The organism is Paenibacillus sp. LjRoot56 (assembly GCF_964253335.1).
GTDB classification, from domain to species: Bacteria; Bacillota; Bacilli; order Paenibacillales; family NBRC-103111; genus Paenibacillus_E; species Paenibacillus_E allorhizoplanae.
On record NZ_CAXURV020000001.1, the window covers coordinates 1,971,511 to 1,987,432 of the forward strand.

At 45.6% G+C, this 15,922-nt stretch carries 18 protein-coding genes; 10 read left to right on the forward strand and 8 right to left on the reverse strand.

Annotation, left to right across the window (positions count from 1 at the left end; all coding sequences use genetic code 11):
* Positions 1-22: 22 nt before the first annotated feature.
* The 4 genes from ACSQ8O_RS08795 to ACSQ8O_RS08810 all read left to right on the forward strand — a co-directional run bounded on the left by ACSQ8O_RS08795 (position 23) and on the right by ACSQ8O_RS08810 (position 3,444).
* Positions 23-208, forward strand: coding sequence for a twin-arginine translocase TatA/TatE family subunit (locus ACSQ8O_RS08795; protein ID WP_436241259.1), 186 nt, complete (start codon positions 23-25; stop codon positions 206-208).
* Between the two features lie 144 nt (positions 209-352).
* Positions 353-1,201 (forward strand): amidohydrolase family protein, encoded by an 849-nt coding sequence (locus ACSQ8O_RS08800; RefSeq protein WP_436241260.1) that lies wholly within the window; start codon positions 353-355, stop codon positions 1,199-1,201.
* A 26-nt stretch (positions 1,202-1,227) separates the two neighbouring features.
* On the forward strand, positions 1,228-2,517 hold the full coding sequence (locus ACSQ8O_RS08805; protein WP_436241261.1) for an aspartate aminotransferase family protein: 1,290 nt from the start codon (positions 1,228-1,230) through the stop codon (positions 2,515-2,517).
* A gap of 24 nt (positions 2,518-2,541) precedes the next feature.
* Positions 2,542-3,444, forward strand: coding sequence for a fumarylacetoacetate hydrolase family protein (locus tag ACSQ8O_RS08810; RefSeq protein WP_436241262.1), 903 nt, complete (start codon positions 2,542-2,544; stop codon positions 3,442-3,444).
* Positions 3,445-3,521: 77 nt separating this feature from the next.
* Here the strand turns inward: ACSQ8O_RS08810 and ACSQ8O_RS08815 are convergent, their stop codons facing one another.
* A complete protein-coding gene (locus ACSQ8O_RS08815; RefSeq protein WP_056609321.1) occupies positions 3,522-4,079 on the reverse strand; it encodes a DJ-1/PfpI family protein in 558 nt (185 codons plus the stop codon).
* Positions 4,080-4,227: 148 nt separating this feature from the next.
* Between ACSQ8O_RS08815 and thyA the strand changes: the two genes are divergently transcribed.
* Entirely contained in the window at positions 4,228-5,022 is a 795-nt protein-coding gene (thyA, locus tag ACSQ8O_RS08820; RefSeq protein ID WP_056609324.1) for a thymidylate synthase, read from the forward strand.
* A 33-nt stretch (positions 5,023-5,055) separates the two neighbouring features.
* Positions 5,056-5,538 (forward strand): dihydrofolate reductase, encoded by a 483-nt coding sequence (locus ACSQ8O_RS08825; RefSeq protein WP_436241263.1) that lies wholly within the window; start codon positions 5,056-5,058, stop codon positions 5,536-5,538.
* Between the two features lie 427 nt (positions 5,539-5,965).
* Here ACSQ8O_RS08825 and ACSQ8O_RS08830 read toward each other — a convergent pair whose 3' ends face one another.
* From ACSQ8O_RS08830 to ACSQ8O_RS08840, 3 genes are all read right to left on the reverse strand, one after another.
* A complete protein-coding gene (locus ACSQ8O_RS08830; RefSeq protein WP_436241265.1) occupies positions 5,966-6,595 on the reverse strand; it encodes a YcnI family copper-binding membrane protein in 630 nt (209 codons plus the stop codon).
* A 98-nt stretch (positions 6,596-6,693) separates the two neighbouring features.
* On the reverse strand, positions 6,694-7,365 hold the full coding sequence (locus ACSQ8O_RS08835; RefSeq protein ID WP_436241266.1) for a response regulator: 672 nt from the start codon (positions 7,363-7,365) through the stop codon (positions 6,694-6,696).
* On the reverse strand, positions 7,365-8,177 hold the full coding sequence (locus ACSQ8O_RS08840) for a sensor histidine kinase (protein WP_436241267.1): 813 nt from the start codon (positions 8,175-8,177) through the stop codon (positions 7,365-7,367). Before ACSQ8O_RS08840 ends, ACSQ8O_RS08835 begins: the two co-directional genes overlap by 1 nt.
* Before the next feature lie 206 nt (positions 8,178-8,383).
* On the opposite strand from ACSQ8O_RS08840, the gene ACSQ8O_RS08845 reads away from it, so the two are divergent.
* The 3 genes from ACSQ8O_RS08845 (at position 8,384) to phnE (ending at position 11,927) form a co-directional block, all read left to right on the forward strand.
* Positions 8,384-9,415 (forward strand): HoxN/HupN/NixA family nickel/cobalt transporter, encoded by a 1,032-nt coding sequence (locus ACSQ8O_RS08845; protein WP_056609334.1) that lies wholly within the window; start codon positions 8,384-8,386, stop codon positions 9,413-9,415.
* Between the two features lie 167 nt (positions 9,416-9,582).
* Complete coding sequence (gene phnC / locus ACSQ8O_RS08850; RefSeq protein WP_056609336.1) at positions 9,583-10,356, forward strand: phosphonate ABC transporter ATP-binding protein; 774 nt, start codon at positions 9,583-9,585, stop codon at positions 10,354-10,356.
* Complete coding sequence (gene phnE / locus ACSQ8O_RS08855) at positions 10,353-11,927, forward strand: phosphonate ABC transporter, permease protein PhnE (RefSeq protein ID WP_082595210.1); 1,575 nt, start codon at positions 10,353-10,355, stop codon at positions 11,925-11,927. Before phnC ends, phnE begins: the two co-directional genes overlap by 4 nt.
* Positions 11,928-12,007: 80 nt before the next feature.
* On the opposite strand, the gene ACSQ8O_RS08860 is transcribed toward phnE, so the two are convergent.
* Together ACSQ8O_RS08860 and ACSQ8O_RS08865 are read right to left on the reverse strand one after the other, a co-directional pair.
* Complete coding sequence (locus ACSQ8O_RS08860) at positions 12,008-12,259, reverse strand: hypothetical protein (RefSeq protein ID WP_436241268.1); 252 nt, start codon at positions 12,257-12,259, stop codon at positions 12,008-12,010.
* 227 nt (positions 12,260-12,486) lie between these two features.
* The gene (locus ACSQ8O_RS08865) at positions 12,487-13,473 is read right to left on the reverse strand and encodes a phosphate/phosphite/phosphonate ABC transporter substrate-binding protein (RefSeq protein WP_056609341.1); all 987 of its coding nucleotides are present in this window, start codon (positions 13,471-13,473) and stop codon (positions 12,487-12,489) included.
* 140 nt (positions 13,474-13,613) lie between these two features.
* Between ACSQ8O_RS08865 and ACSQ8O_RS08870 the strand changes: the two genes are divergently transcribed.
* Positions 13,614-15,218, forward strand: coding sequence for a bifunctional metallophosphatase/5'-nucleotidase (locus ACSQ8O_RS08870; RefSeq protein ID WP_436241269.1), 1,605 nt, complete (start codon positions 13,614-13,616; stop codon positions 15,216-15,218).
* A gap of 84 nt (positions 15,219-15,302) precedes the next feature.
* On the opposite strand, the gene ACSQ8O_RS08875 is transcribed toward ACSQ8O_RS08870, so the two are convergent.
* Positions 15,303-15,548 (reverse strand): HD family phosphohydrolase, encoded by a 246-nt coding sequence (locus ACSQ8O_RS08875; protein ID WP_436241270.1) that lies wholly within the window; start codon positions 15,546-15,548, stop codon positions 15,303-15,305.
* Positions 15,545-15,865 carry a YbjQ family protein gene (locus tag ACSQ8O_RS08880; protein ID WP_171630093.1) on the reverse strand — a complete coding sequence of 107 codons (321 nt, stop codon included), beginning with the start codon at positions 15,863-15,865 and terminating at the stop codon, positions 15,545-15,547. The genes ACSQ8O_RS08875 and ACSQ8O_RS08880 overlap by 4 nt, the downstream gene beginning before the upstream one ends.
* Between the last annotated feature and the right edge of the window lie 57 nt (positions 15,866-15,922).

Sequence of the window (15,922 nt, forward strand, 5' to 3'; positions counted from 1 at the left end):
GCATTTTAGTGCTTCAACTATTATGTTACTAATTATAACTGCACTGGTATTGTTCGGTCCCAAGAAGCTGCCTGAATTAGGTCGTGCGTTTGGCAAGACCTTAAGGGAGTTCAAGAAAGGAACCAAGGGCTTCATGGAGGAAGATGAGACACACCCTTCCCTGCAGTCACGTAAGGATTCCCGTATGGATGAGGCCAATAAACGATAAATAATTCCCTTAAAAATATAGCAATGAAACAGATCGACTCGATAGGGCTATTGCCGGATGGAGTACGGTCTCTTTCCGATGCCATAAAAACGGCATTAACGCATTTTTGACTGACTACATGTTAGCTAAAAGGTGGTGCAGAAGATGATTTTTGATTGTCATACGCATTTATTTCTTCCTGGTCAAACTAATGGCCCTTTCCTAGCTGCGGTAAAACGCAGTTGGGGTGAGCATATGGACATCCTTGCAACTCCAGAGATGCACGAAGAAAATATTCATTCTTTTGATGGGGCTATCGTGCTTGCTTTTGACGCTCCTGCTACCGGCATCCAAGTACCTAATCAGGTTGTTGCTGAGTATGTAGCTAAGCATCGTGGACGATTATTCGGCTTTGCAAGCATCGACCCAAACAGGCCAGCTGCGGATCGGCTGCTAGAAGAGGCTATCAAGGAATATGACCTTAGCGGACTTAAACTAGGTCCGATCTATCAGAATTTTTATCCTGGTGAACAACGTCATTTTGAGTTGTATGCCAAAGCGGATGAATTGGGATTGCCCATTATGTGGCATCAAGGCACCTCTTTTGTACCCGAAGGATACCTCGATGCGTCCAGGCCAGCAGCATTGGATCCGATAGCCCGTGCATTTCCTAATCTGAAAATGGTTATTGCACATATGGGTCATCCTTGGGTGGATGAATGTATTGCCGTAGTTCGCAAAAATGCCAATATGTATATGGATTTATCGGCATTAGGTTCACGACCATGGCAGTTCTATAACGCACTCGTTTCAGCCATGGAGTATGGGGTCACACATAAGATTTTATTCGGCTCCGATTATCCTTTCTTCACTACACAACAAACCATTGACTCCTTTCGGAATATTAATCACTTGGTCGAAGGCACGAAGATGCCGCACATTCCAGAGCAGATCATCGAAGACATCATTCATCGCAACACACCAGAGATACTCGGCCTGACCGCATCCCTATAATAATTCATTTTCAGGAGGTATGAGAGATGTCAAAGAATATTGAGCTGTATGAGGAATCGAAATTATACTCGCCAGGCGGGGTACATACGTCCATTCGTAACGTGAATCCTATGAAGGTGTTTACGAAAGGTGAGGGCGCTTATATTTATGATGCAGATGGCAAGAAATACATCGATTATCAAGGTGCATTTGGCCCGATTATTTTGGGTCACAGCCATCCTTACGTCAATCGTAAAGTGATTGAAGCAATTGAGCGAACGGATTTGTACGGCGTCGGCTGTACAGATCTAGAAGTAGAATTAGCTCGCAAAATTTGTACGCACGTCCCTTCGTCAGAGCAAGTGCTTTTTTGTAATTCAGGATCTGAAGCCACCTACCATGCGATTCGTTTAACCCGTGCGATTACAGGACGTAACAAGCTGATCAAATTTCAAGGCTGCTATCATGGCTGGCACGATTATGTTGCTCGTAACATGCTTAGTTCTTGGGATATGATTGGCAAAAGGGATCCGGGCTCTGCTGGTATGTTAGATGAAGCCATCGATAATACCTTGGTCTGTACGTTTAATGATCTGGATGATGTTGAGAGGACCTTCCGTGAAAATAAAGGGCAAATCGCATCGTTGATTGTCGAGCCGATTCCTCATAATATCGGTTGCGTAATGCCGCAGCCTGGCTTCTTGGAAGGGCTTCGTGAGCTTTGCACGGCACATGGTGCACTGCTCATCTTTGATGAAGTGATTACGGGCTTCCGCCATGATATTGGCGGCTATCAGAAGGTTGCTGGCGTTACCCCCGATTTGACAACGATGGGTAAAGCGATGGCGAATGGTTATCCAATCGCCGCTGTAGCGGGTAAGCGTGAATATATGCAGCGTTTCAATACTTACCCAGGTGGGGATGTGTGGTTTGCAGGCACTTATAACGGGCATGCCGTAGGGACGGCCGCTTCGATTGCAACACTTGAACTGATGGAGAACGAACCCGTACATGAGCATATTTTCCGGTTGGGCGAGAAGATGCGTTCGGGCATACGTGGCATTCATGAACGACTTGGCATCGAGGCTTATGTGGCAGGTTTCGGTTCCGTATGGACGACATATTTTATGAATAGCGAGCCGAAGAACTACTCGGATTTGCAGCAAAATGATACAGAGCTGTACGTAACCTATCGTAAGAAGTTGATCGAGAAGGGCATCTTCAAAATGCCGATGAACATTAAACGCAATCATATTAGTTATTCTCATACCGATGAGGACGTCGATACAACACTTACGATCATCGAGTCCGTGTTGAAGGAACTTGTTAATCAATAATCTAATGATAGGAGTATACGGCACATGAAATTCCTTTCGTTTCTTCATAAAGGTGACTACCGATTAGGTGTCAAAATAGAGCAAGGTGTGGTCGATGTTGTGGCGGCACTCTCCGCAGTTACGGAAGAGAAAGCAATTCCGACAACCATCCATGAGGTTATTTATGGCGGTGCCGAGGCTTTGAACCATCTACTTTCATTTATAGAATGGGTTCTTGTTTCGGATGCAGATCAAACCGCTTATCTATTGGATGAATCTACATTAACCCTTGGACCATGCGTTACGTATCCGAATAAAATCATATGCGTGGGACTTAATTATCGCAGACATGCGGAGGAAACGAATGCACAAATCCCGCAATTTCCTATTCTGTTCAACAAGTTCAATAACGCCTTAGCGAGTCATGGGGAGGACATTTCGTTACCTAAGGTTTCGGAGAAAGTGGATTATGAAGCGGAATTAGCCATTGTCATTGGTAAAACAGCGAAATATATTTCGAAGGAACAAGCACTTTCTCACGTCTTTGGGTACTGTAATGCGAATGATTTGTCTGCCCGCGATTTACAGGTAAGGACGCAGCAATGGCTATTGGGGAAATCGTGTGATCAATTTGCGCCTATCGGTCCCTATATTGTGACAGCTGATGAAATTGGCAACCCGAACGATCTTGAGATTAAAACGGTTGTAAATGGAGAGGTAAGGCAGCATTCGAATACATCGGATATGATCTTCTATTGCGATGAAATCGTCAGCTACATTTCACAGCATATGACGTTAATGCCGGGAGATATCATTTTAACAGGGACACCTGAGGGGGTTGTGTTAGGGTATCCGCCAGACAGGCAGGTATATTTGAAAGATGGGGATATCGTGACAATTGAGATTGAGAAACTCGGAGCACTGACCAATCGGATGGTGGCGGAATAAGGAAATGGGACTGTCCCACGAGTAGTGTAGACTACTTAGGAGACAGTCCCGTTTCTTTTATAATCTATGTAATCTGATTAGGCCAATAATTTCAAAAACTCCCGCATAAAGCCTGGTAAATCCGGCCATGCATGACCGCTGACGAGCTTCCCATCGACATGAAGCGTATCGGTTGTATAGGTTGCGCCAAGTGCTTCAACATCCAAGCGACATGCGTTATACGCCGTTAATGTGCGCCCCTCGAAGAGGGATCTGTCTTTCAGAGCGGCGAATACTTGTGCACCATGGCAGATGGCACCAATTGGCTTATCCGCTTCAAGGAAATGACGAAGGATGCGTGGCACATCTTCACTCGAACGAATGTATTCGGGAGCTCTGCCGCCAGGAATGATGAGCCCATCGAACTGGCTAGGATCAACATCGGCGAAAGCGACGTGGGAGGGAAGAAGATGTCCTGGTTTCTCGGTGTACGTTTCCCAATCTTCTACGAAATCGTGAACGACGGTACGAAGTACTTTCTTCGTTGGAGACGCTATGACGGCCTCGTATCCCTCTTCAAGTACACGGTAGTAGGGATAGTATACTTCCAATACTTCAACAGCATCACCAGTTAGAAATAAGATCCTTTTGGACACGATATCACTCCTTGGAAATAGATGGTAATCCATATTTAATTATGAACAAATCTGGTTTTCTTGTATACGGGTGGAATTTGAGATGAATTGTCGAATTGGATGATGTTATAATAGAAGATATGTCGAAAATGTGGGGAATGATTAAATTATGAAAGCTTATTTAGAATTGCTTAAGGATGTCTTAGATCAAGGTGTCGAAAAGGGAGATCGCACGGGAACAGGAACGATTTCTGTTTTTGGACGTCAGATGCGAATCAACTTGAGCGAAGGGTTCCCTCTTTTAACAACGAAGAAGCTGCACATCAAGTCCATTGTTCATGAGCTGCTGTGGTTCATAAGCGGCAGCACGAATGTTCAATATTTGCGCGATAATGGTGTTTCGATCTGGGATGAGTGGGCTGACGAAAATGGAAATCTTGGCCGCGTATACGGTGCACAGTGGCGTACATGGCTGGCGCCAAATGGGCAAATTATCGATCAAATTGAGAAGCTGATTCATCAAATCAAGACGAATCCAGATTCACGCAGACACTTAGTCAGCGCTTGGAACCCTGCGGAAGTGGATAACATGGCGTTACCGCCTTGCCACTATGCGTTTCAATTTTATGTAGCGAACGGTCGGTTATCATGCATGTTTCAAATGAGGTCCGTGGACACGTTCTTGGGTCTGCCTTTTAATCTGGCGTCGTATGCCCTGTTAACCCATATGATTGCTCAGCAGTGTGATCTGGAAGTAGGGGATCTGATCTGGAACGGCGGCGACGTGCACATTTATCAGAATCATGTTGAACAAGTGAATAAACAATTACTGAGAGAGCCGCAAGAGCTGCCAACGCTTCAAATCAAAAGGAAGCCAGCTTCCATCTTCGAATACCAATTCGATGATTTTGAATTTCTTAATTACACACCGCTGCCGGGCATTAAGGCGCCGATTGCGATCTAAGGAACTTGCTGTAACGAAAGGAGTATTCGCCGTATGAGTATCTCATTTATTTTTGCCATGGATCGTAACCGCGCCATTGGCGTCAATAATAAGCTGCCTTGGCATCTGCCAGGCGATTTGAAATTTTTCAAAAACGTGACGATGGGGCACCCCATCCTGATGGGACGCAAAACATACGAGTCCATCGGCAAGCCGCTTCCCGGAAGACGCAACGTCATTCTCACGCAAAATACCGCGTACCAGGCTGAAGGCTGCGAAGTTATTCACTCGGAAGACGAAGCGATTGATGCATTCCGTGACCAGGAGTTGTTCGTCATCGGCGGAGCAGAGATCTTCAAACTATTTGCCTCCCATGTGAATCGTATGTACATCACTTACATCGAGGATGAGTTTGAAGCGGATACCTTTATGTCGGATCTCGACTTGTCCAATTGGACTTTGGTATCGTCGGAGCAAGGCGAGCGTAACGAGAAGAATCCGTATGAGTACTATTTCCGAATTTACGAACGGAATTAGGTCATCTGACAAAAAAAGCCTTGAGCACTCCCACTGTTTCGCACAGATGGGCGCTCAAGGCTTTTTGATTGATAAGTAACAAATACGGCTTCACTGGATAATTGGAGTGTAGTTAGTCGATGAAACCGACTAACTCGAGCGCGCTAGAGGTAATTGGGGTGGAGTTAGTCGATGAAACCGACTAACTCGAGCGCGCTAGAGGTAATTGGGGTGTAGTTAGTCGATGAAACCGACTAACTCGAGCGCACCAGAGGCAGTTGGAGAGGAGTTAGTCGATGAAACCGACTAACTCGAGCGCGTTAGAGGCAATTGGAGTGTAGTTAGTCGATGAAACCGACTAACTCGAGCGCAAAAGCCCCCAGTAGTTACTCTGTTCTAAATAGAGTAATCACTGGGGGCTTTCGTTTATGAAGATGTTTCACTCACTTTATTTACGTTTTCTAACCAACGATACGATTAACGCTAACGCGCCAAGCACAACAGCAGCAATGGACAGGTACAGCGACGTATTTGATTCCGAACTATCCCCAGCAGATGCTGTACCAGCCGTTACATTTCCGTGACTGTCCGTAGTTGCACCAGCGGCAGCTTTTGCTTTAACGGTAGTGACAGAAGCGGGTTTGTCCGAGCCATTCGCCCCAACCCATTCCACGACAGTGCCGTCCTTGTAAGTTTGGTAGGCTTTCCAGATGATTTGCGTAGCGGTATCAGCGACTTTACCCTGCATGCTGAAATCACCGAATTCAGTTGCTCCTAGTCCATCACCCGTTGCTGTCCAAGTAACGCCAGTGATTTTGCCGGCAGCGTCTTTGGCGATATCGTACTTCCAACCTGCTTTAGGTTCAAAACGAGAAACAGCTACGGAATCAACTGGGAATTTGACTTCGATTTTCGTAGTCGCACTTTCCTTCTCCGAAGGTACACGTACAGTGAAAACTTCATAGCTGCCTTGGGTAGCTTCTTTCGGATATACAGTGACGTGAGCACTAGCAATTCCCACAAGTAGCAAGGATGCGATCATCATCGAGCTTGCGGTTAACATGAACTTTTTAAACATGGCATTTATTTCCCCTTTCGATATCAACTCTTACCATGTTGTCCATCTTACCTGATAGACAAGCATAAGAGTATGACTCGACTGGGCTATTTTTTCGACTAGTTTTGTCCTTTTCGTGTCAGTCCGTGTTTAATAGCGAATGCGGTGAGCTGCACGCGATTCTCTAAGGATAGCTTCACGAGAATATTTTTCATGTGATTTTTCACAGTATGCTCGGAGATGAGCAGCTTCTCGGCAATGACTCGATTATTATCCCCTTGTGCGACATAGGCGGTAATTTCTTGTTCGCGTGACGTCAGCATGTGAGGGCTCGGGCCTTCTGTTTGCGCGCCAACCGGAGAACGGAAACGTCCGAATAGTTTGTCTGCCATGCCGCGCGCCACCTCTGAATTATCATCAAGCAGGGCACGCAGATAGCTGAGCCATTCATCGGGATCCATATTTTTGAGCAAATACCCTTGTGCGCCGAATTGCAAAGCCGTGAAGAGATCAGCAACATCATCCGAAACGGTGAGCATAACGATGCGTATCCCGCCATAGGCTTGTTTAATGTGCCGTGTAGCCTGTAATCCGTCCATCGGTGACATATGGATATCCATCAAGACGACATCGGGAGCAAGCTCTCCACAAAGTCGAATGGCATCTTCTCCTGTACTTGCTTCTCCAACAATGAAGAAATCAGCGCATGGCGCAAGCATGCTTTGTATCGCTTTGCGTGCTAAGGGATGATCATCAACAATAAGAACGCGAAACGGCATAAGATCGGGCATTAGCTGTTCACCTTTCTTTCAGCTTGTACAATCAGTTCCGTGCCAGCGTCTTTCTCACTCAGAAGCTCAAGCGTAGCCCCAAGCTCGGAAGCTCGTTTTTGCATGAGATCGATGCCGTAAGTCGTGCTCTTAGCATTAGCTTTCGTATCGGGCTGCAGTCCGCACCCATTGTCCGTGATGCGCATTCGCCAGTGATTGTTGTCATCTTCCAAATGGAAAGTAGCATCTGTTGCCATCGAATGCTTGCGGATGTTAGTGAAAGCCTCTTGTATAATGCCGAAAAGGAGGATTTCCTCATTAGGTGAGAAGCTGTTTTCGGTGATTTTCACGGTTTCTTGGAGTTCAATGCCTGTGACTAACCGCCAATTGTCTAAGTAGGTATGAATGCGTTGCCCAAAGGAAGTACCTTCTTCTGGCGGTGTTCTCAGATTGAAAATAGCTTGGCGAAGTGAATTGTCGATTTCGGAAACAGCGGCTTTTGCTTCTTCGATGTCACCTTGACGCAGCTTCACATTCAAGAAGAAGAGGGTCTGCGCCAAATCGTCATGCAGCTCCCGAGCCAGACGCTCACGCTCTTCGAAGACCGCTCTGCGGGCTTCACTGAGCAGGATTTTCTCGTTGCTGCGTTCCATGCTGGTAAACATCCAGGAAGCGAAGAGATACGAGAGGAGCAGCGTAATTACTGTTATCGTGAAATTGCCGGCTTCCATTGTCAAATAGCGCAGTAAAAATTCATGACGAATATATTCAAAGCCGCCAATAATAAAGACGGGCACCAGCACCGTAAAAAGCTTGTATTTTCGCATACTCATGCAGAGGATCAGCTCCTTAATAAAATAAAAGAATGGAATAGACTTCCTAAGAAATGATAGCTGTAGGATTGGAACGGTTTCTATTATATCAGATCTCATTTAGAATTCTTCACAAAAAATAGATGCGGTACTTCTCAATTCCCACACGCTTGTGCTACATTATTAGTAAATCGTAACACGGATGGGGAAGGTGGGGTTAATTTACCATGTGGAAATCTTTGCTGGAGGATAGGAAAAGCTGGGCCGGATACGTTGGCTTTATCATCCTTCTACACGTATTAGGGCTGATCGGTTTATATACCGTGGCCAAAACATCTCCCGCTTTCTGGGGGATCGGACTACTGGCTTACACGTTAGGGATGCGTCATGCGTTCGATGTTGATCATATTGCTGCCATCGACAATACGGTACGTAAGCTAGTACAACAGAAGAAAAATCCACTTGGCGTCGGTTTTTACTTTTCATTAGGCCATTCGTCAGTCGTATTCGTCATGGCGATTGTAACGGCTTTCTCCGTGCAATGGGCAGCTCGTGAGCTTCCATGGATGCAGCGTTTTGGCGGTGTGATCGGCGCTTCTGTCTCTGGACTATTCCTGGTCATCATTGGTATTATCAATCTGTTAATCCTTATTAGCCTCTATAAAATGTTTCTGAAGTTTCGCGGCGGCAAATACGATAACGACGAGTTTGAAGAGTTGTTAGAATCGCGTGGGTTCATTGCGCGACTCATTAAACCGTTATTCTCGTTCATCACTAAAAGCTGGCATGTTTATCCGTTAGGCTTCCTATTCGGTTTAGGCTTTGATACGGCAAGTGAAATCGCCTTACTGGCTATTTCCGCGCATGCGGCGAAGGATGCAATTCCGTTCATTGGAGTGATTTCGCTGCCTCTCTTGTTCGCAGCTGGGATGAGCCTATTCGATACGGCAGATGGTATGTTTATGACGAAAGCGTACAAATGGGCTTTTCATACGCCAGTGCGCAAGTTATATTACAATTTGACCGTTACCGCACTTGCGGTTGTAGCGGCGTTAATAATTGGTGTGATCGAGCTTGGACAGGTGCTTTCCGAGGAATTCAGTATGGAAGGCACGTTCTGGACGTGGCTGCAAGAGATTGATTTTGGTACGTTAGGCTTTATTCTGGTTGGGATGTTCGTCGTCGCGTGGATCGTTTCGATTGCCGTCTGGAGAGGCATGAAGATTGAGGAGCGCTGGGGTGCAAAGTACAATCCATAAAAGAGATGGGGCCTCTGCGCAAGCGCATGAGGTCATTTTTTGTGCATGGTGAACAATGGAATATGAATTTTTTCTAAAGGTAATGATAGAAAAAAGGATTTTTCAATTATTCGTTGAAAGTAGTCTGTCTAGCACTTGAAATTGTGTAAAAGAAAGTAGGACGAATCATGATTGAGTTTAAACATCTTTCAAAGGTATATCCAAATGGTACTGTTGGCCTAAATGACATTAACCTTACCATACACCCCGGGGAGTTCGTTGTAATCGTAGGTTTATCAGGCGCTGGTAAATCCACACTGCTACGTTCAATTAATCGTCTGCATGAGACGACAAGCGGTGAGATTCTAATCGATGGGAAATCCATTACCAAAGCGAATGGCGCACAGTTGCGTCGGATGCGTAGAGACATCGGGATGATTTTCCAGACCTTTAATTTAGTCAAAAGATCCACGGTTATTCGTAACGTCCTTTCCGGTCGCGTTGGCTATCATTCCACACTTCGCACGATGTTTGGATTGTTCCCTAAAGCGGACCTTGAGCTTTCGCTCAAAGCACTGGAGCGGGTTAATATCCGTGAAAAAGCGTATTCGCGCGCCGATGAATTGTCCGGCGGTCAACAGCAACGTGTTTCCATTGCAAGAGCGCTCGCACAGGAAGCTAAGATCATCTTGGCGGACGAGCCGGTCGCGTCATTGGATCCGCTTACGACTCGTCAAGTGATGGATGACCTGAAACGGATTAACAAAGACCTCGGGATAACAACCGTCGTCAACCTTCACTTTATCGATTTGGCACGTGAGTACGCGACACGCATTATCGGACTTCGTGCAGGGAAGGTCGTGTACGATGGACCTGTTGCTGATGCGACGGATGATGTGTTCTCCGAGATCTACGGCCGCGCCATCAAGAAAGATGAGCTGCTGGGGGTGCAGGAGGGATGAGTGTAGCAACCGTCAAAAAGCCTCCGCGCACCAAGTTTTATATGATCATCGCAATCATGGTGCTTTTCTTAATCGGCAGCATTTATCAGACAGATGCGACGCTGACAAGATTAGCTACTGGTACGCCGGAGATCATGAAATTCATCGCAGAAATGTTTCCGCCAGATTGGCTATTCTTCGCTGATATTTGGAAGCCGATGGCCCAAACCATACAAATGTCCATCCTAGGCACAATTGTTGGAGCGTTATTCGCGTTCCCCATGGCGTTGTTGGCTGCACGAAACGTAACATCGTCACCGTGGTTGTCCTATCCTGCTCGATTTATTATGAATTTTGTTCGTACCATTCCTGATTTGCTCTATGCAGCCTTATTTGCCGTATTAGTAGGCTTTGGTCCAACAGCAGGTACGTTAGCTCTAATTTTCTTTACTTTTGGTATTATTTCAAAACTTTCTTATGAATCAACGGAAGCGATCGACCCAGGTCCTCTTGAAGCGATGACAGCAGTTGGAGCTAATAAACTGAAGCTGATCCGCTTTGGGGTTCTGCCACAAGTTGCTCCTACGTACTTGGCCCATTTTTTGTACACTTTTGAAGTGAGTATTCGTGCATCTGCAATCCTCGGTCTGGTTGGCGCAGGTGGTATCGGCTTATTGCTCAAAAACACACTCGATCTGTTCCGTTATGATCAGTCTTGTGCCATTGTTATTTATACGTTATTGATCGTCGTCATCATTGATTTAGTGAGCACACGATTCCGTACGTATTTGCTAAAAGGCAGTGCCAAACCGATGTCTGAAACACAAGCTAACACGTATAAAATTATTGGCGTAGTAGCAGTGATCGGTCTTCTTGTATGGGCGTTAACTGGCTTGGAGCTAACTGGATTCCAACCAACCACTTGGATTCTTACAAAAGCGATGATCAGTGGATTATTCCATCCAGACTGGGCATATGTCTATATCCCAGAAGGCGAAGATTTACTTCGTTCCTTGCTTGAAACCTTATCGATTTCCTATCTAGGTAACTTCGTATCCGCGATCGTTTGTCTTCCTTTTGCTTTCTGGGCCGCGGCGAATATGAGCAAGTACCGTGCTGTTTCTGGTACTGGCAAGCTATTCCTAAGCGTCGTTCGTACGATTCCAGAAATCATTATGGCCTTGATCTTTATTAAAGCAGTTGGACCGAACGCCTACGCGGGCGTAATGGCTCTTGGCTTGCATTCTGTTGGGATGTTGGGCAAATTGTATGCCGAGGCCATTGAGAACATGGATATGGGGCCTACCGAGGCCATGACAGCCGTTGGAGCGAATTTCTGGCAGCGGATGTCATTCGCCGTCATTCCGCAGGTCATACCAGATTTCATTTCGTATACATTGTACCGTTTTGAAATTAATGTCCGTTCAGCGACCTTACTTGGCGTCATTGGTGCTGGAGGAATCGGGACACCGCTAATCTTCGCATTGAATGCAAGGCAGTGGCCGCGTGTAGGTATTATCTTAATTGGGATTATCGTCACTGTATCGGTTATTGACTATATCTCGGGAACACTGCGGAAACGAATCGTATAACCTATGAGCTAGACGAACAAAAAAGGCAGTTCCTGAAGGTTATAACCTTCAGGAACTGCCTTTTTACTTCAAGAGCCACTTTACTTACAAATGATTCCACCTTGCGCAACCAAATGGAGGATACGAGGCTCACGTAGCCGATGCGTAGCTTGCGTGAGGGGTTCATCCGGCCCTATAATTTCAATTTGTTCAATTAAGGTGATTGGGATCATAATGTTGTTTATTTTTAAAAGCTGAAATTCTGGGTAATACTGCGCAATGACGCCTCGAACTTCATCGGTGCCGCACCGAATAATCACTTCTGTTTTACGCATGATCAGCATTTCGTACATCCCGTTTTTCACCCCACAATGAGTTATGACACGACCGACTTAGTAAACGTTTGATAGATGAAAGTAAACGATGAGCTTGGACGGGCGTGCCACATTCATAATATGCAAGGAAAGTCTGGTATAGAATGTAAATTTTAGAAGGGAAAAACCACCGCGTCATGGATGTTAGACACATGCTGCGGTGGTTTGTTCTGTCGTGTGTAATTTAATTTACAATTATTTCGAAATTATTTCAAGCCCATTGCTTTATTAGCTTCACGAACGATGTTGAATTTATCATCAGTCGTAGCTACATAACCTTGGTGTGTGTATACATCGATGATCACTTTTTTACCTTCTGGATCGTTGCCGATCGCGATGAAAGCATCTTGAATTTTCTTCTTCCAAGCCGCATCCATATCGGAACGAACAGCGATTGTATCGTTTGGAATTTTGTCGGAGAAAGAAAGAACTTTCGTTTGTTTGAAGATTTCAGGGTAATCTTTCAACATGTTAGTACGGATATCTTGGAACACGCCTACTGCATCAACTTGGCCGTTAAGAAGTGCGATAACCGCTTTGTCATGTCCTTGGAATTGAACACCTGTAACATCTTTCACTGGATCCACACCAGCTTGCTTCAATACAAGACCTGGGTATACATAACCAGCTGCGGAAGTAACACCTTGCCAGCCCATTTTCTTACCTTTCAAATCAGCAACGGATTTAATTGGTGAATCGGCTTTAACAAGAATTTCGGATTTGTAGAAATCAACAAGTTCTTTCGTTGGTTGACCTGTTGCATCATCAACGCCAAAACGTTGTGCTTGTACAAGAAGATCAGCAGCTTTACGGTTATCGTGGGCAACAACATAGTTACTTGGTGGCAAGAAACCAACATCAACTTGTTTGGAGGACATCGCTTCGATAACAACGTTGTAATCTGTGGAAACGGAAACCTTTACTGGGATTCCTAGTTTATCTCCAAGCAATTTTTCAAGCGGCTTAGCTTTTGCTTCAAGTGTCTCTGCATTTTGGGAAGGTACGAATTGTACTTTAAGTTCTTTAGGAATGAAACCTGCAGCTGCCGCCGGAGTAGCCGTTGCCGCCGCTGTTGCTGCAGCAGTCGCTTTAGCAGTTGATGAAGCAGCTGGAGTTTCGTCCTTTTTCGCGCAGCCAACAAGTGCACCTGCAGCTACAACCATGGACAAACTTAGTACTGTTAATTTTTTCATGTTTTTTTGACCTCCGTTTAAATATTTACTTTTTATCTATGTTGTACTATAACATTATCATAAGAGATATGGAAGATAGTGTGAAGTATTTGTTAAACTGACAACTGATATGTAAAACTTTACAATAATTATGAACTGGAGTGAATCGCTTGACGCAGATTGGACAAGCACGAACAAGTCATATTACGGTTTTAGAAACAAGCGACCTCCATGGGAATATGTTTCCCATTCATTATGCAAATAATCATCCCAATGATGTGGGATTGTCCAAAATCGCGACCCTAATCTCACAGGAACGCGCCAAGGAAGCGCATGTCATTGTGTTGGATAACGGGGACCTGATTCAAGGAACGCCTCTCGCCTATCACCACGCACGCTTGGACAATGAACCTATGAATCCCATGGTGTTAGGGCTGAACTATTTGAAATATGATGGTGCGGTACTCGGGAATCACGAATTCAATTATGGCATGGACGTACTCCAGAAGGCAGTTCGAGAATCTAATTTCCCTTGGTTGTGCGCCAATATTGTGAATGAGGAGACGGGAGAACCATTCTTTGGTAAACCATATTTGATTAAGCAATCTGCGGATGGCGTGCGTGTAGGGATTCTTGGCTTAATAACGCCGTATATTCCGAATTGGGAAGACCCGAAGCATATTGTAGGCTTAAGGTTTGAAGATCCTATTACAGCAGCTCGTACGTGGATACAATTTCTCAAGGAGCAGGAACAGGTAGATGTCGTTGTTGTGTCCTACCATGGAGGATTTGAAAGAGATATTACAACTGGTGAACCTACGGAACCGTTGACAGGCGAGAATCAAGGGTACCAACTGTGTATGGAAGTTGAAGGGATAGACGTTCTACTCACAGGTCATCAGCATCGAAGCATTGCTGGGGCCCAAATTAACGGAGTAACCATCGTTCAACCTGGCACAGCTGGCGTAACGCTTGGAAAGGTGGACATCGTGCTAGAGCAGGTAGAAGGGAAGTGGCGCATTGCTTCTAAGCAGTCCGAGCTTTTATCTGTTGCGAATGTGGAGCCAGACAGGGTGCTGCTCGCGCAGATCAGTTCTTATGAGGTGAAGACACAGCTATGGTTGGATCAACCCATCGGGAAGCTTACGGGGGACATGCTCGTGAAAGATCCTATGCAGATTCGTACTGAGGACAATGCGCTGATTGAGTTTATTAACAAGGTCCAGATGGAGCTGTCAGGTGCCCAGATTTCAAATACGGCGTTATTCGATAACGTTTCACCTGGATTTCCATCGGATATTACCATGCGGGATATCGTTTCCAACTATATCTATCCGAACACGCTCAAGGTCATTCGAATCTCAGGTCAAGATATTAAGGATGCCTTGGAGCAGTCTGCGGAGTATTTTGAATTAGCGGAAAATGGAGAGCTGCAAGTAAGCAAGTCCTTCATGGAACCGAAGCCTGCCCATTACAATTACGATATGTGGGAGGGAATCTCTTACAAGTTAAATGTTTCTCGTCCAGTCGGGGATCGGGTTGTGCAGCTGGATTATGAGGGGGAACCGATTAAGCTCGAAGCCACTTTCGATGTGGTCATGAACAATTATCGGGCTGCTGGCGGAGGCAATTATGCGATGTTCCAGAATAAACCAGTTGTCAAAGATATTCCAACAGACGTAGCAGAGCTGCTGGCAGGCTACATTATGGAACGAGGTACCATCGAGGCGAGCGTAAATCATAACTGGAAAGTGATTTGGACGTAGTACGTGTTGCATATAAAAAGCCTGACAAGAGCGAGAGAATCGTAAGATCCTCGGCTTTTGCCAGGCTTTTTCTTTCTCAAAAAGCTACTTTTCACGAATATAAGCACGATCTCCCGTCCGAGGATTGTAGTAAACCCGATAGGTGAATCCGTCTTTGGGATCTATGAAAACTTCAGGTGTAAAAAGAAAGCCGTTTGGAGGCGATTGCGGTGTCGCGGCCCCATCTGTTTTGTAACGTTTGTCGTAAACGAGATAACCCAGAAGAAGTAGTATAAAGAAGCCTATAACCCACAAACCATATACGAGCAAAATAGAAAATTCCCCGCTCATAGCCTTCGCGTCCGAACGGCAGTGCCATACGCGACGATTTCGCTCATATTTTGACCAATATCCCCGCTGTCGAACCGCATCATGACAATCGCATCTCCGCCCATGGCAGCCGCATTCTTGACCAGTCGGTCCATGGCTTGCCTGCGGCCGTCCTCCACCATTTGCGTATATTGCGTGACTTCTCCGCCGATTAATCCTTTCAAAGAGGCCATAATATCCCCGCCAATGCCTCTAGCCCGCACGACGACGCCAAAGGTACTGCCCAAAACTTCTGTAACCTCATAACCGGCAATGTTTTCTGTTGTAACTACAATCATGTCGAATCGCTCCTTCAAAGTTGAAATAGATGCTTTTCTACTGGATCTGGATTGGCT